This is a genomic window from Variovorax sp. OK605 (genome assembly GCF_900115445.1).
Lineage (GTDB): Bacteria > Pseudomonadota > Gammaproteobacteria > Burkholderiales > Burkholderiaceae_C > Variovorax.
The window spans coordinates 1-21,380 of the sequence record NZ_FOWL01000038.1; the positions used below are offsets into that span (position 1 = coordinate 1).

The 21,380-nt window shown below is 70.0% G+C and carries 17 protein-coding genes and 1 pseudogene; 12 read left to right on the top strand and 6 right to left on the bottom strand.

The features are described 5' to 3' along the window. A partial coding sequence (locus tag BM013_RS40185) for a 3-oxoacid CoA-transferase subunit A (protein WP_143098529.1) occupies positions 1 to 328 on the top strand: 328 nt, incomplete at its 5' end. Further along, entirely contained in the window at positions 325 to 981 is a 657-nt protein-coding gene (locus BM013_RS40190; protein WP_093136361.1) for a 3-oxoacid CoA-transferase subunit B, read from the top strand. The genes BM013_RS40185 and BM013_RS40190, both read left to right, overlap by 4 nt. Positions 982 to 1,105: 124 nt before the next feature. Here BM013_RS40190 and BM013_RS40195 read toward each other — a convergent pair whose 3' ends face one another. Further along, positions 1,106 to 2,071 (bottom strand): hypothetical protein, encoded by a 966-nt coding sequence (locus BM013_RS40195; protein WP_143098530.1) that lies wholly within the window; start codon positions 2,069 to 2,071, stop codon positions 1,106 to 1,108. A gap of 205 nt (positions 2,072 to 2,276) precedes the next feature. Further along, positions 2,277 to 4,337: an elongation factor G gene (gene fusA / locus BM013_RS40200; protein WP_093136367.1), complete on the bottom strand. Its 2,061-nt coding sequence runs from the start codon at positions 4,335 to 4,337 to the stop codon at positions 2,277 to 2,279. Between the two features lie 329 nt (positions 4,338 to 4,666). On the opposite strand from fusA, the gene BM013_RS41600 reads away from it, so the two are divergent. Beyond that, on the top strand, positions 4,667 to 4,891 hold the full coding sequence (locus BM013_RS41600; protein WP_093136370.1) for a hypothetical protein: 225 nt from the start codon (positions 4,667 to 4,669) through the stop codon (positions 4,889 to 4,891). A gap of 104 nt (positions 4,892 to 4,995) precedes the next feature. Then, the gene (locus BM013_RS41605; protein ID WP_177225720.1) at positions 4,996 to 5,469 is read left to right on the top strand and encodes a GAF domain-containing protein; all 474 of its coding nucleotides are present in this window, start codon (positions 4,996 to 4,998) and stop codon (positions 5,467 to 5,469) included. Positions 5,470 to 5,494: 25 nt separating this feature from the next. On the opposite strand, the gene BM013_RS40215 is transcribed toward BM013_RS41605, so the two are convergent. From BM013_RS40215 to BM013_RS40230, 4 genes are all read right to left on the bottom strand, one after another. Continuing rightward, positions 5,495 to 5,941 (bottom strand): SRPBCC family protein, encoded by a 447-nt coding sequence (locus tag BM013_RS40215; protein ID WP_093136375.1) that lies wholly within the window; start codon positions 5,939 to 5,941, stop codon positions 5,495 to 5,497. 134 nt (positions 5,942 to 6,075) lie between these two features. After that, positions 6,076 to 10,473: a response regulator gene (locus tag BM013_RS40220; protein ID WP_093136378.1), complete on the bottom strand. Its 4,398-nt coding sequence runs from the start codon at positions 10,471 to 10,473 to the stop codon at positions 6,076 to 6,078. 5 nt (positions 10,474 to 10,478) lie between these two features. After that, the gene (locus BM013_RS42175; RefSeq protein WP_093136380.1) at positions 10,479 to 11,639 is read right to left on the bottom strand and encodes an HD-GYP domain-containing protein; all 1,161 of its coding nucleotides are present in this window, start codon (positions 11,637 to 11,639) and stop codon (positions 10,479 to 10,481) included. Between the two features lie 81 nt (positions 11,640 to 11,720). Further along, on the bottom strand, positions 11,721 to 13,805 hold the full coding sequence (locus tag BM013_RS40230) for a helix-turn-helix domain-containing protein (protein ID WP_177225721.1): 2,085 nt from the start codon (positions 13,803 to 13,805) through the stop codon (positions 11,721 to 11,723). 201 nt (positions 13,806 to 14,006) lie between these two features. Here BM013_RS40230 and BM013_RS40235 point away from each other — a divergent pair, with 201 nt between their 5' ends. From BM013_RS40235 to BM013_RS40270, 8 genes and pseudogenes are all read left to right on the top strand, one after another. Beyond that, complete coding sequence (locus BM013_RS40235; protein WP_093136385.1) at positions 14,007 to 15,329, top strand: ABC transporter substrate-binding protein; 1,323 nt, start codon at positions 14,007 to 14,009, stop codon at positions 15,327 to 15,329. Positions 15,330 to 15,355: 26 nt separating this feature from the next. After that, positions 15,356 to 16,261: a branched-chain amino acid ABC transporter permease gene (locus BM013_RS40240; RefSeq protein WP_093136388.1), complete on the top strand. Its 906-nt coding sequence runs from the start codon at positions 15,356 to 15,358 to the stop codon at positions 16,259 to 16,261. Then, positions 16,261 to 17,217 carry a branched-chain amino acid ABC transporter permease gene (locus tag BM013_RS40245; RefSeq protein ID WP_093136390.1) on the top strand — a complete coding sequence of 319 codons (957 nt, stop codon included), beginning with the start codon at positions 16,261 to 16,263 and terminating at the stop codon, positions 17,215 to 17,217. The genes BM013_RS40240 and BM013_RS40245 overlap by 1 nt, the downstream gene beginning before the upstream one ends. Beyond that, entirely contained in the window at positions 17,214 to 17,975 is a 762-nt protein-coding gene (locus tag BM013_RS40250; RefSeq protein WP_093136393.1) for an ABC transporter ATP-binding protein, read from the top strand. The genes BM013_RS40245 and BM013_RS40250 overlap by 4 nt, the downstream gene beginning before the upstream one ends. Continuing rightward, positions 17,975 to 18,646, top strand: a complete 672-nt coding sequence (locus BM013_RS40255; protein ID WP_093136396.1) for an ABC transporter ATP-binding protein — start codon at positions 17,975 to 17,977, stop codon at positions 18,644 to 18,646. Before BM013_RS40250 ends, BM013_RS40255 begins: the two co-directional genes overlap by 1 nt. Positions 18,647 to 18,680: 34 nt before the next feature. Continuing rightward, entirely contained in the window at positions 18,681 to 19,913 is a 1,233-nt protein-coding gene (locus BM013_RS40260) for a CaiB/BaiF CoA transferase family protein (protein ID WP_256220304.1), read from the top strand. Continuing rightward, complete coding sequence (locus tag BM013_RS40265; protein ID WP_093136402.1) at positions 19,913 to 20,680, top strand: enoyl-CoA hydratase/isomerase family protein; 768 nt, start codon at positions 19,913 to 19,915, stop codon at positions 20,678 to 20,680. Before BM013_RS40260 ends, BM013_RS40265 begins: the two co-directional genes overlap by 1 nt. Positions 20,681 to 20,738: 58 nt before the next feature. Continuing rightward, positions 20,739 to 21,380 (top strand): annotated as a pseudogene (locus BM013_RS40270) (3-hydroxy-3-methylglutaryl-CoA reductase); the annotation flags it as partial.

Genomic DNA, 21,380 nt, shown 5'->3' on the forward strand with positions numbered 1-21,380 from the left:
CTACGGCACGCAGCTCGCAGGCAACCGCGAAACCCGCGAGATCGACGGCAAGCAGTACGTGCTGGAGTACCCCATCCACGGCGACGTGGCGCTCATCAAGGCCGAGCGCGGCGACCGCTGGGGCAACCTGGTCTACCGCAAGGCCGCGCGCAACTTCGGCCCGGTGATGGCCATGGCGTCGAAGAAGACGGTGGCCACGGTGCACGACATTGCCGAGCTCGGCACCCTCGACCCCGAGACCATCGTGACCCCGGGCATCTTCGTGCACCAGGTGGTGCGCATCGAACGCGTGGCCACCCAGGCCGGCGGTTTCAAGAAGGCAGCATGACCATGGCCACCACGCCTACATACACACGTCGCACCAAAGACCAACTGGCAGCCCGAGTCGCACAAGACATCTTCGACGGCGCCGTCGTCAACCTCGGCATCGGCCAGCCCACGCTGGTGGCCAACCACCTGCCCAAGGGCCGCGAGGTCATCCTGCAGAGCGAGAACGGCATCCTCGGCATGGGCCCCGCGCCCGAGGCCGGCGAAGAGGACTACGACCTCATCAACGCCGGCAAGCAGCCCGTCACGCTGCTGCCGGGCGGCTCGTTCTTCCACCATGCCGACAGCTTCGCGATGATGCGCGGCGGCCACCTCGACATCTGCGTGCTCGGCGCGTTCCAGGTGTCGGCCACCGGCGACCTGGCCAACTGGCACACCGGCGAGAAAGACGCCATTCCCGCCGTCGGCGGTGCCATGGACCTCGCCATCGGCGCCAAGCAGACGTGGGTCATGATGGACCTGCTGACCAAGCAGGGCGCGAGCAAGCTGGTGAAAGAGTGCACCTACCCGCTGACCGGCATTGCCTGCGTCAAGCGCGTGTACTCCGACCTGGCCACGCTCGAGTGCACGCCGCAGGGCCTGAAGCTCGTCGATCTGGTCGACGGCCTGAGCCGCGAAGAGCTCGAGAAGCTGATCGGAATGGCGATTCAGTAGTCAACTGAAGGCTCGGCACTGAACGCCGCTCCTGGCCGACAGCCGCAGGCTAGCCCGCAGCTCGAAGCGCCATCACCTCGTCAAAGGCGGAGCGATCGTCCGCGTACGCCGCCGCCCCCTGCAACTAGAACGCCACGCCGGGCGGCCCGGCGAACCGCAGGATCGAGCGTGCCAGCTCCGGGTGCGACGATGCCCAGAGGTCGTCGAAGAGTATCCACACATGGTGGTTGAATCCGTCGTCGAGTCGCAACTCGACATGGTGCTCGCCGCCTCGAACGCTCGCGGGTTGCCGCTCCCGCGTGTGGAACCACTTGACGTTTTCGTGCAGGTCATGCGCCGAGAGACTTCCTGCATGAATGCCCTCGTCGTTGTCGGCCGCTGTTTCGGGCGACACCTCCGCCAGGCGGCGGAGCAACGAAGCGGCATTCAAGTCGGGGTGGCTGCGAGCGACGAGCGCGAGCCAGTCGAGCTCGAGCGGATGGTCGACATCGGGGGAGACGCCCGCCAGCCACGCGACCAACCCGGGCAAGCGGACGCCCGCGATCTCGACGGGCCCCGGCAGGTCTGACAGATTCGCGCCATCCCACACGGTATTGAACGCCGCATAGACAGCGCCTTCTCCACCCCCGCCGCCGACAGGCACCGTCTGCGTCTCGGCGGCGAAATCGCCGTTCGACACGCCATCCGGCAGACAGTCGACCGTGTAGATCGAGAACGGGCCGGCGTGGCGCGACAGCACGGCTTCGCTCATCCACCAGAACGCGAGCTCGACCTCGTCGTCATCGGTTTCGATGAGCACCATGCCGGCTCGCGTCTCGACGTTGTTGGAATACCAGTTGCTGGACAGCGACTGCTGCAACTCGTCGTCGTTCACGGGTGCGGGAAGCGCGCCGCTGCGCACCTTCTCGGCGAAGCCTTCGAAGCCGTAGACGTGCGCGATGCCCAACACGTCGCTGCACGTGAGCGACGCGTCCGCCTGAAGTCGCGTCCAAACATCCTGGAACCAGGCGAGCGGGGACGCTGCATCCAGCTTCTTGACCCATCGGTTGGAGGGCAGGTAAGGGCTGCGAAGGACGAAATAGCAGGGCATGGGAAATGCATCCGGAAAGGGCGGGGCGCAGGGGATTCCTGAACTGTAATGCCGGCTCGGCCCATGGTCGGCCCATGGTCTGCCCATGGTCTGCCCATGGTCTGCCCATGGTCTGCATCAGGCCGATGCCCTCCGGCATCGCGCCAACCCGCGTCGCATGTCCCGATTCAGCGAGCCGCGCAGCACCCCGCCTCTTGCCGCTTCGTCAGTCCTCTTCACGAACCCGGTGCTGCCCCATCAGCGTCTGCTGGATGGGGGCGGGCACCGCGTCGTAGTGCGACAGCGCGATGGTGTAGCGGCCCTGGCCGCTGGTCATCGCGTTGAGCCGCGACTGGTAGCTGGCCAGCTCGGCCATCGGCACCTGGCCGTGCACTGCCGCGGTGCCGGCGCCCATGGCCGACGTGCCGGTGACCAGCCCGCGGCGCGACGACAGGTCGCCCGTGACGTCGCCGACGGAACTGTCGGGCATGACGATCTCGATCTGCACGATCGGCTCGAGCACGACCGGCCGGCCTTCGCGGATCGCCGCCATGAAGGCCTTGCGGCCCGCGGTCGCGAAGGCGATGTCCTTGCTGTCGACGCTGTGGTGCTTGCCGTCGTACACCACCACGCGCACGTCGACCACCGGGTAGCCTGCGATCACGCCGCTCGCCAGCGCCTCGCGCACGCCCTTCTCGACCGCCGGAATGAACTGGCCCGGAATGGCGCCGCCCCTGACCTCGTCGGCGAACTGGAAGCCGGCACCGCGCGCCAGCGGCTCGATGCGCAGAAAGACCTCGCCGAACTGGCCGGAGCCGCCGGTCTGCTTCTTGTGGCGGTGGTGGCCCTGGGCCGACGCGAGCACGGTCTCGCGGTAGGCGACGCGCGGCGGCCGCGTCTGGACCTCGAAGCGGTAGACCTCGCGCAAGCGGTCGAGCACGATGCGCAGGTGAAGCTCGCCCAGGCCGTACAGCACCGTCTCGTTGGTGGCGGCCACATGCTCGATGCGCAGGCACGGGTCCTCGGCCGTGAGCTTGCCCAGGATCTCCCAGGCGCGTTGCTCGTCGCCGTGGCGCGCGGGCTCCACGGCCAGGCCGTGCACCGGCACCGGAAACGCCAGCGGCGCGAGATGAACGTGGTCGTCCTCGGCCGCGTCGTGCAGCACGGCGTCGAAATGGATCTCCTCGATCTTGGCAACCGCCACGATGTCGCCGGGCACGGCGCGCGACACCTCGACGTGGTCCTTGCCCTGCAGCCTGAACAGGTGGCTCACCTTGAAAGGCTTGCGGCCGTCGCCGATGTAGAGCTGGCTGCCGCACACGACCGTGCCCTGGTGCACGCGAAAGATGCCGAGCTTGCCGACATAGGGGTCGCTCGTGACCCTGAACACGTGCGCCAGCACGTGCAGCGACGGATCGGGCCGGGCCTGCATCGGCTTGGCGTCCGCGCCCTCGCCGACCAGAAAGTCCGGCGGGTTGGCCTCTGTCGGGTTGGGCAGCAGCTTGACGATCACGTCGAGCAGCTCGGCCACGCCGGCGCCGCTGCGCGCCGAGACGAAGCAGACCGGAATCAGGTGGCCCTCGCGCAGCGCCTGTTCGAGCGGCGCATGCAACTCGCCGGGGTCGACGTCGCCGTCGGCCAGGTAGCGCTCGACGAAGGCCGCATCGACCTCGACCACCTGCTCGACCAGCGCGCGGTGCGCCGCGTCGACGTTGCCTATGTCGGACTGGCCTTCGCGGTTGTAGAAGCAGTCCACCACGCGAGTGCCGCCGTCCGCGGGCAGGTTCAGCGGCAGGCATTCGCGGCCGCAGGCGGCCTGGATGTCGGCCAGCAGGGCGGCCAGGTCGACACCGGCATCGTCGATCTTGTTGACCACGATGATTCGCGTGAGATGGCGCGACGCTGCGTAGTCCATCATGCGCAGCGTCATCGGCTCGATGCCGGCGTTGGCGTTGACCACGATGGCGGCGGTTTCCACCGCCTCCAGCGCGGGCAGGCTCTGGCCCAGCAGATCGGCGCCGCCGGGGGTGTCGATCAGGTGGATCCGCGTGCCGCTGTGCTCGAGGTGCATCAGCGATGCATTGAGCGAATGCTGCAGGCGGCGCTCGAGCGGGTCGTGGTCGCTGACGGTGCTGCCGCGTTCGATGCTGCCGCGGGTACCGATGGCGCCTGCCGCATGCAGCAGGGTCTCGGCGAGGGAGGTCTTGCCGGCGGCGGCGGCACCGACGAGTGCCAGTGTTCGCACCGCTTCCATTTCGGCCGCAAGGCCGTTCGATCGGCTTGGCATGGCATGGACTCCTTGGCGTCCGCCATGCAGGCGCCCGGCGGCCTGCAAGGGCTCGGTGCTGCGCGGGCGCCCGGCCAGCGTACGGGATTGACCGGGCCGACGCAAGCGAGTTTCCCGGCGGGGCAGCGATGGCCCGCGCGTGTCGCGCGGGCATGCCGTCGTTCGTGCAATCGCCGAACCCATGCGGGCAGCGTGGCTGTGCCCACGGCGCGGTTCAGGCGCCCATAATGCCAGGCGGACCCCGCCAGAGGTCCCCCGCAGGCCAGCGGCTTCGCACCAAGGCCGACACAGGCCGGCCCCCTTCTTCCTGGCGTTCACGGGACGACACCATGAGCTCATTGCACATGTTTCTACCGGCAGCCGAGCCAGCACGCAGCGAGACGCTGGCGCGGTTGCTGAAGACGCACCACATACCCCGCCACCTCGTGAAGGGCATCGCGCTCAAGAGCCACCGGGGCGAGCTGGAGCCGGCAGCGCCGGCCGACGCGCCGCAGGGCCTGCAGCAGGAAGCGCAGGCACTGGCGGTACAGGTGATACAGGCGGCACCGGAATAGTCGAGCGCAAAGAGCGATCTTGCGGCGCGCGGGAGCCTGGTCGGCTTCGCTGCGGCTGGACGCCCGTGCGCGTTCGCCGCAGCGGTCTGTCACACTCTTTCGCCATGAATCCGTCACCGCTCGCTCAACTGCAGCTCATTCTCCAGAGTACCGGCCTTCGGGCCGGTCTCGAATTCCTCAACCGGCGCGTGCCTCACCGCTACACCATCGTCTACAAGTTCGACGGCGACGCCTTCTACGGCATGGTCGTGGTCGACAAGCTCGGCGAACCGGTGCCGGCCCTGTTCAACAAGGTGCCGTTCGACGACAGCTTCTGCCGCTACACGGTCGGCGAAGGCGTGTTCAGCACGGCCTGTTCGCCGCAGGACAGCCGGCTCGACGGCCACATTCACCAGGCCAACGTCCAGAGTTATTGCGGCCTGCCCGTGACGAACCCGCAGGGCGGGCTGTACGGCACCTTCTGCCACCTGGACATGGTGCCGCAGTCGCTCGGCGACGAAGAGTTCGCGTTCCTGCAGGAAGCCGCCGCGCTCCTGGGCGGCTACCTTCCCGAGACCAGCGAACTCACCGGCGTCTGAGGCCCGGCCGCCGGGCAGCGGGCCCTCAGCCCGGAATGTTCGGCTCGACCAGCTGGGCCAGCGCGACCAGCGACTCCTGCCAGCCCAGGTAGCACATCTCGGTCGGAATCATCTCGGGGATGCCTTCCTGCACGATGGACACTTCCGTGCCGCAGGACACGGCGGTCAGCGTCACGGTGGTCTTCATGGTGCCCGGAAGGTTGGCGTCGTCGAAGGTCGCGTCGTAGGCAACGCGCTGGCCGGGGACCAGTTCCAGGTACTTCCCGCCGAACGAGTGGCCGTGGCCGCTGCCGAAGTTGGTGAACGACATGCGCCAGGCGCCGCCGACCACGGGCTCCATGGCGTGGACCTTGCCGGTGAAGCCGAACGGCGGCAGCCAGCGCTCGAACGCGCCGGGCTCGACGAACGCACGGTAGATACGGTCCGATGGGGCGCGCAGGACGCGGTGCAGGCGGACGGTGTTGGTGGCCATGGCTTTATCTCCTGAAGTGCAGAGGAAGACCCTCTATGGGTACGTCGAACGAGCCTGCTGACAATCGACAGGCCGTGAGACTAGGGAAAACCCGAGCATTGCCGCCACCGGCTGCGCGGCGCGGCTGGCTTGCATCAGGAGGCCGCCTGGAGGTCGCCGATTTCAGCGAGCGCGGCCAGTGCCGCGTCGAAGTCGAATGCCGCAATGGCCCGCGCGGCGCGTTGCAGCGCAGGCTCCCACGGCGTGCCGCGCGCCTGCGCAGCGAGCGGCTCGGCCAGGTCGGCGGCCGAGCCGTCGTCGGCCTCCAGCAGCGCGCGCAGCTGCCTCAGCCGCGTCGCCAGTTCCGGCGCCAGCGTCCGATCCGTCGGGTCCGTGTGGTCCGTCCGGTCCGTTGTTTCGGGCCGCGCCGCCTCCACCGCATCGCCGACGGCCACCAGGCCGGCGAGCACGCCGGCCAGCGCCTGCTCGGCCGCGTGCAGCAGGGGCGCAAGCGCAACGGCGTCCTGTCCCTCCAGGCAGGCCTGCTCGAGCGAGCCGGCGGCGGCCTGCACCTGCCGCGCGCCGATGTTGCCCGCGGTTCCCTTCAAGGTGTGGGCGGTGCGCGTGGCCGCCTCCCGGTCCGCTGCCTGCAGCGCGGCGCGAAAACGCGCGCCGAAATCCGCCTGGCCGGCGGCAAAGCGCCGCAGCAGCCGCCGGTACAGGTCGGGGTCGCCGCCGCTGGTGGCGAGCCCTGCGTCCGGGTCGATGCCGGGCAGCGCCGCCAGGCCGCCCTGCGGCCGGATCCAGCGCGCCATCGTGACGAACATCGACTGCACGTTCAGCGGCTTGGCGATGCGGTCGTCCATGCCGGCGGCGCGTTCGCGCTCGCCCGCGCCGGCCATCACGTTCGCGGTCATCGCGATCACGGGCAACCGCGCCCAGCGCGGGTTGGCGCGGATCGCCCGCGTTGCCGCGTAGCCGTCCATCACGGGCATCTGGCAGTCCATCAGCACGCCGTCGAAGCGGTCGTCGCGGGCCAGCAGGCCGAGCGCCTCCCGGCCGTTGGCCGCCACCTCGAACGCGATGCCGCAGCGCCGCAGCAGCTCGCCGGCCAGCTCCTGGTTCATGTCGTTGTCTTCCACCAGCAGCACCCGCGCGCCGCGCAGCGCAACAAGCGCGCCTTCGTAGTCGCGCCCGGGCTGCGCCGACGCCTCGTCGAGCGGGACGCCGTGGCCCAGCGCCTCGGCAATGGCACGCAGCAGGCCCGCGGCCGTCACCGGCTTGGTCAGCACCGACTTGAGCTGCACGCGGCGCCGCTCGGCGGCCACCAGCGCCTCGTCGCGGCCGAAGGCGGTGACCATGATGACCGACGGCATGTCGGGCTGCAGCCGCTCGTGCAGGCGCGCGGCCGTCTCCACGCCGTCCATCACCGGCATCTTCCAGTCCATCAGCACCACGTCGTAGGGCACGCCGCGCTGCTGGCCCGACTGGGCCAGCTCCAGCGCCTGCTCGCCGTCGCGGGCCACGTCGGCCACCAGGCCGTGCTGCTTGGCCATGGCGGCAAGAATCTCGCGCGCGGCGACGTTGTCGTCCACCACGAGAACGTGCACGCCGCGCAGCGCCTCGCGCAGCACCGCCTGGCGCGGCGCCGGCCGGGGCTGGACGCCGAAGCGGGCATGGAACTGGAAGACCGAACCGGCGCCCGGCGTGCTGTCGACCCAGATGCGCCCGTCCATCAGCGCGACCAGGTCCTTGCAGATCGCCAGGCCCAGGCCGGTGCCGCCGTAGCGGCGCGTGATGGAGCTGTCGGCCTGGCTGAACGACTGGAACAGCTGGTCGCGGTGCTCGGCGTCGATGCCGATCCCGGTGTCGCGCACTGCGAAGTGCAGGTCGACGGTGTCGGCCTCGCGTGCGGTCACGCGCACCGCCACCACCACCTCGCCGCGCTCGGTGAACTTCACCGCGTTGTTGCCGAGGTTCACCAGCACCTGGCCGAGCCGCAGCGGGTCGCCCACCAGTGCGCCCGGCACGTCGGCATCGACCGCGAACAGCAGCTCCAGCGCCTTCTCCTCGGCCTTCATGCCGACCATGTTCGCGAGGTTGTCCATCACGTCCTCGAGCCGGAAGTCGGTGCGTTCGAGCTCGAGCTTGCCGGCCTCGATCTTCGAGAAGTCGAGGATGTCGTTGATGATGCCCAGCAGGTTCTCCGCCGCGCGGTGCACCTGCTCCACGTAGTGGTGCTGGCGCGGTTCCATCTCGGTCTGCAGCGCGAGGTGCGACATGCCGATGATCGCGTTCATCGGCGTGCGGATCTCGTGGCTCATGTTGGCCAGGAAGTCGCTCTTCGCGCGGGTCGCCTCCTCGGCGATCTCCTTGGCCTGGCGCATCGAGGTCTCGGCCACCTTGCGCTCGGTGATGTCGACCAGCCAGCCCATCGTGCCGTCGCGGCCCTCGTGGGTCATGCGCATGAACGTGGCGAGATAGTCGCGCAACGCACCGCCCGCCGCGCGCAGGCGCAGCTCGACGTCGTGCACGAAGCCTTCGGCGGCGATGCGTTCGACCAGGGTGTCGCGTTCGGTGCGGTCGGCGTACAGGGCGCCGCCGTCGTCGCCTTCGTGCAGGCCGAACGCCTGCTTAAATTCGGGGTTCGCGTAGCGGAACTCGCCGGCGGTGGTGAACGCGATCGCGACGGGGCTGCGCTCCAGGATGTTCTGCAGGGCGGTGCGCTGCTCGGCCAGCGCCGCCTCGGTGCGCCGCCGCTCGGTGATGTCGCGCACCGACGCGCAGACGAAGCCCGCCCGCTCCGGCGAGGCGGGCAGCAGCGCCAGGCTGATCTCGACCGCGAATTCGCTCCCGTCGGCGCGGCGGCCGCGCAGTTCGACACCGGCGCCGCCCATCTGGCGCGCCCGCCCGTCGCGCAGGTAGCCCGCGCGCAACCCGGCATGGGCCGGCCGCGATGCCGCCGGCACCAGAACCTCGACCCGCTGGCCTACCAGCGAGCCGTCCGGGTAGCCGAACATGCGCGCCAGCTGCGCGTTGGCGATTGCGATGCGTCCGTCGGCATCGATCACCAACATGCCGTCGGGCGCGGACTCGATGATGCCGCGGTACCAGGCCTCGGTGGCCTCCAGGCGCCGGCGCTGGGCCTCCAGCTCGGCGGCCTGCGCCTCCAGCCGCGAGGCCTGCTCGCTGCTGGCTTCCAGCAAGCGCCGCGTGCTGGCGCTGCGCTGCGCGATCTCCAGGCTCATTGCGAGCGTCGGCAGCGCCGCGTCGAGCAGCGACAGGGCTTCTTCGTCGAAGGCGCCGAAGCCGGCGAACTCCAGCACGCCGAGCAGGCGGTCGCCGCGCTGCAGCGGCACCAGCAGCAGCGTGCGCGCGTCGGCACCGCCAAGGCTGGAGCCGAGCCGGGCGTAGCCAGCAGGTGCGTCCGCGATGCGCAGCATGCGGCGCTCCAGCGCGCATTGCCCGACCAGGCCCGCGCCGAAGGCGATGCTGGCCGGGGCGGGCGCATCCGCGTCGAGCGCATAGCCGACGAGCAGGTCCAGCCGGCCCGCATCGTCGTCGGCCAGGTAGAAGCTCGCGCGCCCGGCGCCCATGGCCGGCGCCACCCGGGACAAGAAGCGCCGCCCCAGTTCAGCCGGATCGCCGGCTGTCTGCAGCGCGGTCGACAGCTCGGCGACTTCGCTCTTCACGCGGCTTTGCCACGCGATCTCGCGCGCGCCGGTCTGCAGCGTGTCGATCGTGCGCGCCAGGTCGCCGACGTCGTTGCCGTAGCCGGTGTACGGAACCACCGCGTCGAAATGCCCGGCGGCCAGCGACTCGACATGGCGGCGCAGCCGCGTGGCCGGCCGCCGGATGGAGCGCGCGGTGAGCCAGGCCGCCGCGATGCCGATCAGCGTGGTCACCAGCACGAGCAGGGCGATCGTCCACGTGCCGCGCTGCGCGTGGTCGCGCGCCTGCGCCGCCAGGCGCGCCGCGTCGGCCTGCTTCAGCGTGGCGATGCCCTCGAGCTCGGCCGCGGCCGCGTTCGCGGTGGCGATCAGTTCGTCGCGCCGCGCCGCCTCCGCGAGCTCGACGAAGCGGCCCTCGCGCACCAGCACCATCAGGTCGTCGAGCTGGTGGCGGTGAAGCAGGTACTGCCGGTCGAACTCGTGCAGCCGGGTGAGCCCCTCGGTGCTGAGCGTGCGCCGCCGCAGGTCGGCCATGGCGTCGGCAAGCCGCGATTCCGCATCGGCCATTTCGCCGAGGGCCTTCTGCTGGCCCGTGCGCTCCGCCGTGAGCGCGAGCTGCTGCAGCGCCCGGCCCAGGCGCGCCATCTGCACCTGGCCTTCCTTCGCATCGATCGAGGCCTGCAGGTCGATCTGGTAGACACGCTCCAGCCGCTCGGACGCGGAGCGCATCGCGTACAGCCCGTACGCGCCGACCACGAACACCGCCACCGCCAGCGGCAGCAGCGATACGACGAGCTTGAAGGTCAGCGAGCGGCGCTCGAAGCGCTGCTGCAGCGCCTCGATGTGCCGGGCATCGAGCGATCCGCCGGTCGGCGCTTGCATGCCGCTCAGATCCGGATGGTCTCTGCGATCGCTTCGAGCTGCGCCGTCTGGGCCGCAAGGTCCGCCTCGCTGTCGCGGTGCTGCTCGGCGATCGCGCGAAAGCGCGTGGCGATGGCAAGGAAGGCATCGACCATGTCCGGATCGAAATGCGCGCCGCGGCCGTCATGAATGATCTGCACGGCGCGCTCGTGCGGCATGCCTTCCTTGTAGACGCGCCGGCTGATCAGCGCGTCGTACACGTCCGCCACCGCCATCAGCCGCGCGGAGATCGGGATCTCGTCGCCGCTCAGCCCCTGCGGATAGCCGCTGCCGTCCCACTTCTCCTGGTGGCCATAGGCAATCTCCTTCGCGCACACGAGAAACTCCGCCGTCACCCCCAGCGATGCCTGCGCACTGGCGATCGCGTCGCGGCCGATGGTGGTGTGGGTCTTCATGACCTCGAACTCCTCGGGCGTGAGGCGCCCGGGGTTCAGCAGGATCCGGTCGGGAATGCCGATCTTGCCGATGTCATGCAGCGGCGCCGACTTGTAGAGCGTCTCGATCTGGCGCGGCGACAGGTAATGCGCGAAGCGCGGATGCTCGCGCAGGTGCTCCGCGAGCGCCTTCACGTACAGCTGGGTGCGCCGGATGTGGTTGCCGGTCTCGCTGTCGCGCGTCTCGGCCAGCGAGGCCATCATCGTGATGGTTGCGTCCTGCACGGCGACCACCTCGCGCGTGCGGCGCGAGACCTCTTCTTCGAGGTAGGCGTTGCGGTCGTGCAGGAAGTCCGCCGCGGCCTTGAGCTGCAGGTGGTTGCGCACGCGCTGCAGGCAGATGGCGGGCTTGATCGGCTTGGTGATGTAGTCGGCCGCGCCAAGCTCCAGGCCGATGCGCTCGTCCTCGGGGCCGTCCAGGGCCGTGAGGAAGATCACCGGCACCCGCTCGGTGCGCGCGGAGGCCTTGATCGCAATGCACACGTCGTAGCCGCTCATGCCCGGCATCATGACGTCGAGCAGCACCAGGTCGGGCAGCGGCGCCGCCTCGAGCACGCGCAACGCCTTCTCGCCGCTGTTGGCCACCTTGACGCGGAACTCGTCGCGCAGCAGGGTGGACATCAGCGTCAGGTTGTCCGGCGTGTCGTCGACCACCAGAATCGTCGGCTTGTCGATCAAAGTATCGATCGTCATGGCGCTTGGCCCTCCTGCGCGCATCGGCGCGGCGCCCATGGTGCCAGCATCTCGGGGCGCTGACCAGCGCCGGCGCGGCCGCTACCTGCCGGTGGCCGCGCTGCCCCCCGGGGCCTGCGAATGCACCTTCCTGCGCAGCATGTGCATCCGCAGCGCCACGTGCAGTTCGAGAAAGCGCCCGCCCAGGCGCCAGTCCTTCAGCAGGTTGTCGATCGCCTCGAGCCGCTGGCGCAAGGTGTTCACGTGGATCTGCAGCGCGTCGGCCGTGGCCTTCGCGTTCTGCGCGTGCTCGAGGTAGGCCAGCAGGGTGCCGGCCAGGTCGGTGCCGCGGCGCTGGTCGTGCTGCACCAGGGCGCCGACGGTCGTCTCGATGAAGCCGGTGACGTCCGTGGCGCGGCGCTGCTCGAACAGCAGCGAGTACATCGACAGCGTGGCCTCGGGCAGCAGCTCGTGCGAGCGCCCCAGCGCGCGCAGGATGTCGATGCCGCGCTTGAGCGCGCGAAAGCAGTCGGGCAGGGCGTCGACCCGCGTCAGCGTGCCCGAGGTCACGCCGATGGCGCCCAGGCGCGCGTCGGGCAGCAGCGTGGCCTGCACCGCCGACTGCAGCGCCTCGAAGGCGGCCTCGGGGCAGATGGCGACGATGAAGCCCTCGCATTCCTCCAGCAGCGTGCCGTGCGCCGCGGCCGGGCGCATGCGGCGCAGCGCGTATTCGATGTGCCGGTCTTCCACGCTGAGCACGGCCATGCGCAGCGCCAGGCCCGGGTCCAGGCTGAGGTCCAGGCCCAGCGGCTGCGTGCGCAGCTGCAGCGCCGCAAGCGATTCCTGCTGCCAGCTCACCAGCGCGCGAATGGCCGCGGCCGACTCTCCGCTCACCACCAGCTCGCTGCGCTCCTGCGACAGCAGCACCACGCCCGCGACCAGCGCGCCGCGCTCGAAGGTGCGGATCTCGGTGGCGCTCATCGCGCGGTCCGACAGCATGACCATGGCGCCCAGCAGCCGGTCGGCGCCCATCAGCGCCGCCACGCGCAGGTGGAGCTCGGGGCGGCCGGTGTGGCCGTCGACCGCGTGCGAGCGGCCCGAGCGCCGGCCTTCGGTCAGCGCGCCGTGCACCTGGTCCTGGATCTCGGTGAGGGCCAGCAGCCCGGTCAGGTCGCCGGCCAGGTCGCCGGCCGGGTGTGCGGCCGCGACCGTCGCGTGCTGCGTCGGCTGCTCGGCCTCGTCGAGCCGCACGATGTGCACGCCGAGCATCGACGCCACCATGTTCAGGATGTCGACCACGCTGCAGCCGCGCGCCACCAGCCGCGTCATCTGCTCGTGCGCCTCGGCGGCGGTCTGGATCTCTTCGGCCTGCCGGTGAAGCGAGGCGTTGGCGTCGCTGGCGCGCTGCAGCGCCACCTGCGCCTCCTGGAACAGCCGGGCGTTCTCGATGGCCACCGCGGCCTGCGCGGCCAGCGTGGAGAGCATGGCGACTTCCCACGGCGCATGGCGGCGCGGCTGGCGGTCGCAGATGCACAGCACGCCGATGCAGTGGTTGCCCACCATCAGCGGCGCGCCCAGCAGCGACTGCACGCCCTCGTCCTTGATCGCCAGGTCGATGCCCTGCTCGTGCGCGAAGCCGTGGTCGGTCAGGTAGTCGCTGCTGTGGTACGGCGTCTTGTGCTTGAGCACATGGCCGCAGATGCCGTGGTCGGGTGGCACGCGCACGTTCTTGAAGCGCTCGGAAATCGCGCCCTCGGTCGCGCGGATGTAGAAGTCGTTGCGCACGCGGTCGAAGTTGGTGAGGTAGCCGATGTCGGCCGAGAAGATCTGCCGCGCGCGCCGCACGATGGCCTGCAGCACCAGCTCGAGGTCGCGGATCGACGTGAGGTCGTGCGCGCTCTCCAGCACCACCAGCAGGCCGCGCTCGCGCCGCTGCTGCAGCGTCTGCTGCTCGCAGACCGCCACCGCGGCGCGGATGCTGCCGGCCAGCAGCGAGCGCTGGGCCGGGTCGTGCACCGTGGTCTCCACGCGCGCCAGCATGTCGTCGAACTCGCGCGCGCTGGCATTGCGCTGGAGCATGGCGAGCAGCTCCGACTGGAGTTCCGCGGGCACCAGCGAGGCGGTGTGCGCCTCTTGCTCGCCCAGGGTTGCGCGGCCCTGGCGCGCGACCGATTCCGATGTTGTCAAAGACCTCTCCCGACGTGTGCCCTGCGGGCAGTAAAACTCAGTGCAAACCCTGACAAAAAACGCGCTGTGGGTTGGCTGATGTGCGAATCGCCCATAAGGCAGTCGATCTGGTGTGCGGATGCGCCATAGGAGATCGCGGACGCGATCGACATGATTCATGCACTCGCACATTAACAGTGAGAGACCACAGGAGACAACTCAGTGAAATCGCTTGCCACACTCATGGCGTGGGGGACGGCCGTGTTCGCCCTCGCCACAGCCGCCACCGTCGCCATGGCCCAGCCGCAATCCCAGCCTCAGCGCCCCGCCGAAATCAAGCTCGGCATGAGCACCTTCATGACCGGCCCGGCCTCGGTGCTCGGCACGCCCGCCAAGGCGGCGGCCGACATGTGGATCGAAGACTTCAACGCCGCCGGCGGCATCGACGGCACCAGGCTGAGCCCCACCTGGATCGACGAAGGGCAGGGCGCCGACAAGTTCCTCTCGGAGTACCGCCGCCTGGCGCAGGAGCCCGGCGAGAAGCTGATGCTGTCGGCCATCTCCAGCGGCTACTGCAACGCGTTGGCGCCGGTGGCCGAAGACCTCAAGGTCATCAACATCCTGTGGGAATGCTCCACCGAGAAGGTGCTCGAAGAGCGCCGCTACAAGTACGTGTTCCGCACCGGCCCCAACGGCACCATGGAAATGGTGGCCGCCGTGCTGCACCTGCTGAAGACCAAGCCCGACTTCAAGACGCTCGCCGTGGTGAACCAGGACTACGCCTGGGGCCGCGACTCGTGGGAGATCTTCCGCAACACGCTGCTCGCGCTCAAGCCCGACGTGAAGATCGTGGCCGAGCTGTTCCCCAAGTTCGGCGCGTCCGACTTCTCCACCGAAGTCACGCGGCTGCAGGCGCTGCGGCCCGACGTGGTGCTGTCCACCGCCTGGGGCGGTGACCTCGACACCTTCCTGCGCCAGGCCTCGCAGCGCGGGCTGCTCAAGTCGTCGCAGTTCGTGCTGCCGCTGGCCGACTCGTCGCTCGAACGGCTCGGCGACGCGGTGCCGCCGGGCGTGATCGTCGGCTTCGTCGGCGACGGCTACTTTGCGGACCCCGAATTCGCGAACGACCCCGAGGCGCGCGCCTTCGTGCAGAAGTTCAAGAAGCGCACCGGCGCGTACCCCAACTTCGCCGTCTATCACATGGTGCAGGCGCTGAAGGCGGCCACCGGCGCCTACAAGCAGGCGCTCGCCGACAACAAGGGCCAGTGGCCGACCACCGACCAGCTCGCCGCCACCTTGCGCAAGCTCGAGTACCGCGGCCTCTCGCGCCCGATCCGCCTGCGCGAAGACGGCCAGGCCCTGCAGGGCCAGCTCTACGGCGTGACGGCCAAGGACGCGTCGCAGCCGTTCCCGGTGGCGCGCCAGCTCTCGTTCTACCCGGCCGAGATCCTCACGCCGCCCGTGGGCCAGAAGTCCGCCGAGTGGGTGAAGACGCTCAAGCCCGCGCTCATCCAGAGCCCGCAGATCCGGCGCGTGGGCGACTGACAAGAGACACGGGACGCCGACTGTTCATGGATCTGAATCTCCTGTTGCTTGCCACCGTCGACGGCCTGTCGTACGCCGGCCTGCTGTTCCTCATCTCGCTGGGCCTGACGCTGATCTGCGGCGTCTTCGGCGTCATCAACGTGGCGCACGGCAGCCTCTATGCCTTCGGCGGCTACAGCGCCGCCAGCCTGCTGGCGTGGCTGCTGCCGCACACCTCTTCCACGCTGGTGCTGGTGGGCTCGCTGTTCGTCGCGGCCGCGGTGGTCGGCGGCTGCCTGGGCGCCTTGCTGGAGCGCGGCCTGCTGCGCCACTTCCAGGACCGCGACCCGGTGCTGCAGCTGCTCGTCACCTTCGCGGCCTTCATGGTGCTCGAGGACGTGCAGCGCATGGTGTGGGGCGCCACGCCCGTCAACGCGGGCGACCTCGCGACGCGGCTCGGCACCACCGAGCTGCTGGGCGTGACCTTCATGAACTACCAGCTCCTGTTCATTCCGGGCGTGGCGCTGCTGGCCTACGCGGGCCTGCAGTTCCTGCTGCGCCATTCGACGGCGGGCCGCCAGATCGTGGCGGTCATCCACCACCGCGAAGTCGCGACCGCGCTGGGCATCAACGCGGCGCGTGTCGGCACCTTGACCTTCGCGCTCGCGGGAGCGCTCGGCGCACTGGGCGGTGCGCTGTCGGTGCCCATGACGTCGTTCGTGCCCGGCCTGGGCGCCGAGATGATCGTGACCTCGTTCGCCGTCATCGCCACCGCCGGGCTCGGCCAGATCACCGGCGCGCTGGTGGCCGCCGTGCTGATCGGCATGGCGCGCTCGCTGGCCGTGTACACGCTGCCCGAGCTCGAAGTGGTCATGCCCTACCTGATGATGGTGGCGGTGCTGCTGGTGCGTCCGCACGGGCTCTTCTCCGTCACCGCGGCGCGGAGGATCTGATGCGCAAACCGATCTCTCTCGCGGCCCTGGTGCTCGCGGTCTTGCTGCTGCTGGGCGCCGGCTGGGCCTTGCCCTCGTCGCGCATGCCGATCATCACCTTCCTGTGCTTCGGCCTGGCCGCGCTGGGCCTCACGGTGCTCATGCGCGCGGGGCAGGTGTCGTTCGGCCACGCCATGTACGCGGCCATCGGCGGCTATGCCACCGCGTTCACCGTGCGGGCCTTCCCGGGCGCCGACGGCGTGCTCGCGATTGCGGCGGGCGTGCTCGCCAGCCTGGTGTGCGGCGCGCTGATCGCGGCCTTCGTGTCGCGCTACCGCGGCATCTTCTTCGGCATGCTCAACCTCGGCCTCTCGATGGTGCTGTTCTCGCTGGCCGGCAAGCTCTATGCATGGACCGGCGGCACCGACGGCCTGCGCTTCGAGCGGCCCACGCTGCTGGGCATGGCGCTGGAGCGCGGCCAGTTCGAGCTGGCCATGCTGCTGCTCGCGCTGTCGCTGGCCGTGGCCGTCACGTGGATGGTGCAGCGCTACTTCGACTCTTCGTCGGGCCAGGTGCTGGTGGCGATCCGCACCAACGAGACACGGCTGGAGTACATCGGCCTGTCGGCACGCCGGGTGCTGGCCGAGGGCTACGTGCTGTCGGCGGGACTGGTGGGGCTCGCCGGTGCGCTGCTGGCGCTGGTGCAGAGCCTGGTCACGCCCGAGAGCGGCTACTGGATCCGCTCGGGCGAGTACGTGTTCATCGCCATCCTTGGCGGCTCGGGCCATGCCGTGGGCGCCTTCCTTGGCGCGGCGGTGTTCGAGCTGATCAAGCTCGCGGCGGCCGCCTACTTCACCAACGCCTGGCAGATCCTGCTCGGTGCCACGCTGATCGTGGTGATCTTCTTCGCGCCGCAGGGCATCGTCGGCTGGCTCCGGCGCGCACCGCGAACGCAACGGCCGCAGGAGGCCCGATGAACGCATCGACACAAGCCGGCGAGCTGCTGCGCACCGAGGCGCTGACGCTGCGCTTCGGCGGCATCACCGCCGCCGACGGCATCGACTTTTCGCTGGCGCGCGGCGAGCACCTGGCGGTGATCGGCGCCAACGGCGCCGGCAAGACCACCTTCATCAACATCTGCACCGGCTACATCAAGCCCGACAGCGGCCGCGTGCTGTTCGAGAACCTGGACATCACGCGCCAGGGGCCGCGGCAGATCGCGCGCCTGGGCGTGGGCCGCTCGTTCCAGCTGCCGCAGCTGTTCCTCGACCACACGGTGCGGCAGTGCCTGGAGCTGGCCTCCGTGAGCCGCCGCGGCCTGCTGTCGCGCTGGACCCCGTTGTCGCGCGCGGCCGACCAGCGCGCGGTGAGCGAGATGCTCGAGCTGGTCGAGCTCGGCGCCCATGCCGACACGCCCACCACCGTGCTGCCCGAAGGCCGGCGCAAGCTGCTGGACGTGGGCATCGCGCTGATGCTGGAGCCCAAGCTGGTGATCATGGACGAGCCGACCAGCGGCGTGTCTTCGGAAGACAAGCACGGCGTGATGCAGACGCTGATGCGCGCCCTGCAGCAGCGCCAGGTCACGAGCTGGTTCGTGGAGCACGACGTCGAGATCGTGCGCCGCTACGCCACGCGGGTTGCCGCGTGGATCGACGGGCGCATCGCGGCCGACGGCACGCCCGCGCAGGTGTTCGCCGACCCGCTGGTGCGCCGCGAAGTGCTGGGAGAACGCTGATGCTGCGCATCGAATCCATGAACATCGACCTGGCGGGCCATTCGGTCCTGCGCGGTGTCGACCTCGAACTCGCGCCGGGCCAGACGGTGGCCGTGGTCGGTCGCAACGGCGCGGGCAAGACCACGCTGCTGCGCGCCGTCATGGGGCTGGTGGCGCCGCGCGCGGGCCGGCTGCTGCTCGACGGCCAGGACATCACGCGCAGCCCCGCGTCGCGGCGCGCCGCGGCCGGCTTCGGCTACGCGCCGGAAGACCGCGTGATCCTGCCGACGCTGAGCGTCGCGCAGAACATCGCGCTGCCGTGCGAGGTGCTGCGGCTGCCGCGCCACGAGATCGACCGGCGCATCGACGCCGTGCTGGCCAGCGTGCCGCAGCTCGAGCCGATGCTCTCGCGCTCCGGCGCGGCGCTGTCCGGCGGCCAGGGAAAGATCGTCGCGCTCGCGCGCGCGCTCATGGTCGGCGTGCGCTTCGTGCTGCTCGACGAACCCTTCCAGGGGCTCGCGCCTGCCCTGGCGCGCCAGTACGGCGACGCGCTGCGCGCGCTGCGGGTGTCGCACCCGCAGCTGTGCGTGGTGGTGACGGAATCGAACGCGGCGCTGCTCGACGCGGTGCAGAGCCGCACCTTGTACATCGAGCGCGGCGCCGTCTCCGAGACGACTTCAGCCGCGGCCTGAACGCACGACATGCATCCCAACGGAGAACACACAAGTGAGTACTGAATCAATGCAGCTTCCGCTCGGCGAGGGACCGCTGCGCGGCATGGTGGTGATCGACGTCACCCGCGTGGTGGCCGGCCCCTACTGCACCATGATGCTGGCCGACCTGGGCGCCACCGTCATCAAGGTCGAGAACCCGGCCGAGCCCGACTACGTGCGCACCTTCCCGCCCTTCGTGCAGGGCGACACCGGCAAGGCCAGCGCCTTCTTCGCGCAGTACAACCGCCACAAGCTGGGCGTGAGCCTGGACCTCAAGTCGGCGCAGGGCCGTGCCTTGCTGCGCGAGCTGGTGGGCAAGGCCGACCTGCTGGTGGAGAACTTCCGCCCCGGCACCATGGAGCGCATGGGCCTGGGCTACGAGGCACTGAAGCCGTGCAACCCGCGGCTGGTCTACGTGTCGATCAGCGGCTTCGGCCAGACCGGCCCCAACTCGCGCCGGCCGGCCTACGACAACAGCGCGCAGGCCACCGGCGGGCTGTGGTCCTTGAACGGAGAGAAGGGCGCGCCGCCGCTGCGCGTGGGCACCATCATCGGCGACCTGTCGGCCTCGTTCTATGCGGCCATTGCCGCGCTGTCGGCGGTGATCCATGCGCGCCAGACCGGCGAAGGCCAGTGGGTCGACGTTGCGCAGCAAGACGCGGTGGTCACGCTGACCGAGCACGCCATCGTCAACTACACGGTGGACGGCGTGGTCGGCGAGCCGCTGGGCAACGACCACCCGTTCGTGCGGCCCTACGGCCAGTACGCCTGCAAGGACGGCTTCGTCTTCTTCGGCGCCTACACCGACAAGTTCTGGCGCGAGGCGTGCCGCATCTTCGGCGAGCCGTCGCTGGTGGCCGACCCCGAGATCGACACGATGGAAAAGCGCTTCGATCCCGCGACCTACGCGCGCCGCGTGCAGCCCATCGTGCAGGGCTGGTGCGCGCGGCACACCAAGGCCGAGCTCGAGGCCATGGCCGGCGACACCATCCCCATGACGCCGATCAAGACCATCGCCGAAGTGGTGGCCGACCCGCACCTGAAGGCGCGCGACATGTTCGTGCCGACGCAGGTCGACGGCGCGCAGGTGCAGGCCTTCGGCAGCCCGATGAAGCTGTCGGCCACGCCGGCGCGCGCGGTCGGCAGCGCACCCGGTTTCGGCGAGCACAACGAGGTCGTGCTCAAGGGCTGGCTGCGCGTCGCCGAGGCCGACTACGACCGCTACGTGGCCGAGGGGGTGATCTGATGGGAATCTCCTACGCGGTGGACGGCGAGGGCATTGCGCATGTGCGCTTCGACCGTCCCGAAAAGCTCAACGCGCTGACGCTCGCCATGTACGACGAGCTCGCGCAGTGCTTCGTGCGCGCCAACGACGACGCGAACGTGCGCGTGGTGCTGCTCGGCGGCAACGGCGAGCGCGCCTTCTGCGTCGGCGCCGACCTGGGCGAGTCGATTCCCGCGCTGGCCGAGGGGCGCTTCGACATCTCGGAATGGGACGGCGCCCACATCAAGCAGCCCGGCTTCCACAAGCCGGTGGTGGCCGCCATCAACGGGCTGTGCATGGGCGGCGGCTTCGAGATCATGCTGGCGGCCGACATCCGCGTGGCCTCGGAGACTTCCGTCTTCGCATTGCCTGAAGCCTCGCTGGGCTTCACGCCGGCCGGCGGCACGCTGGTGCGGCTGGTGCGCCAGATTCCCTATGCGCTGGCGATGGAGCTGATGCTCACGGCCGAGCGTTTTCCGGCGCGCCGGCTCGCGGAGATGGGCTTGCTCAACCGCGTGGTGCCGCCCGGCCAGCTGGAGGCCGTTGCGCTCGATTACGCGCGCGGCATTGCGAAGAAGGGGCGGGTGGCCGTGTCGGTCATCAAGGAGGCGGCGCTCACGCTCGGGCACCTGCCCTTCGACGAAGCCTTCCGCCGCGAGGCCGTGCTCGGCCAGCGCGCCTTCACCAGCGACGAGGCCCGCGAAGGGCTGCGCCGCTTCCTGTCGCGCGAACGGTCGACGGCGCGCTGAAGCCGCCTTCCGTTGATTCGTTCATTCGTTCACTCATTTCATCCATTCAGGACAGCCCATGGTTCAAGACTCCCGCCTCCCCAATTTCCGCGCGCTCACGCCGGCCCAGCGCCTCGACCACGTCGCCACCGTCACCGGCCTGACGCCTGAAGAAACCGCGCTGTTGAAGACGCCCGGCGCACTGCCGCTGGCGCGCGCCGACGGCATGATCGAGAACGTCATCGGCACCTTCGAACTTCCGTTCGGCGTGGCCGGCAACTTCCTGGTGAACGGGCGCGAGTACCTCGTGCCGATGGTGGTGGAAGAGCCCTCGGTCGTGGCCGCCGCCTCCTTCATGGCCAAGCTGGCGCGCGAGGGCGGCGGCTTCGACGCCTCCAGCACCGGCCCGATCATGCGGGCCCAGGTGCAGGTGCTCGGCGTGACCGACCCGTACGGCGCGCGCCAAGCGCTGCTGCGCGCGCGCGACCAGATCCTGGAAGTGGCCAACAGCCGCGACAAGGTGCTGATCGGCCTGGGCGGCGGCTGCCGCGACATCGAGGTGCACGTGTTCCCCGACACGCCGCGCGGCCCGATGATCGTGATGCACCTGATCGTGGACGTGCGCGACGCCATGGGCGCGAACACCGTCAACACCATGGCCGAATCGGTCTCGCCGCTGGTGGAGAAACTCACCGGCGGCACGGTGCGCCTGCGCATCCTG

Coding starts and splice junctions, on each gene's coding strand:
- BM013_RS40220 (WP_093136378.1), bottom strand. CDS start 10,473: ATGCAAGCGCCGACCGGCGGATCGCTCGATGCCCGGCACATCGAGGCG.
- BM013_RS42175 (WP_093136380.1), bottom strand. CDS start 11,639: ATGACGATCGATACTTTGATCGACAAGCCGACGATTCTGGTGGTCGAC.
- fusA (WP_093136367.1), bottom strand. CDS start 4,337: ATGCCAAGCCGATCGAACGGCCTTGCGGCCGAAATGGAAGCGGTGCGA.
- BM013_RS40265 (WP_093136402.1), top strand. CDS start 19,913: ATGGGAATCTCCTACGCGGTGGACGGCGAGGGCATTGCGCATGTGCGC.
- BM013_RS40250 (WP_093136393.1), top strand. CDS start 17,214: ATGAACGCATCGACACAAGCCGGCGAGCTGCTGCGCACCGAGGCGCTG.
- BM013_RS40215 (WP_093136375.1), bottom strand. CDS start 5,941: ATGGCCACCAACACCGTCCGCCTGCACCGCGTCCTGCGCGCCCCATCG.
- BM013_RS40245 (WP_093136390.1), top strand. CDS start 16,261: ATGCGCAAACCGATCTCTCTCGCGGCCCTGGTGCTCGCGGTCTTGCTG.
- BM013_RS40195 (WP_143098530.1), bottom strand. CDS start 2,071: ATGCCCTGCTATTTCGTCCTTCGCAGCCCTTACCTGCCCTCCAACCGA.
- BM013_RS41600 (WP_093136370.1), top strand. CDS start 4,667: ATGAGCTCATTGCACATGTTTCTACCGGCAGCCGAGCCAGCACGCAGC.
- BM013_RS40190 (WP_093136361.1), top strand. CDS start 325: ATGACCATGGCCACCACGCCTACATACACACGTCGCACCAAAGACCAA.
- BM013_RS40240 (WP_093136388.1), top strand. CDS start 15,356: ATGGATCTGAATCTCCTGTTGCTTGCCACCGTCGACGGCCTGTCGTAC.
- BM013_RS40255 (WP_093136396.1), top strand. CDS start 17,975: ATGCTGCGCATCGAATCCATGAACATCGACCTGGCGGGCCATTCGGTC.
- BM013_RS41605 (WP_177225720.1), top strand. CDS start 4,996: ATGAATCCGTCACCGCTCGCTCAACTGCAGCTCATTCTCCAGAGTACC.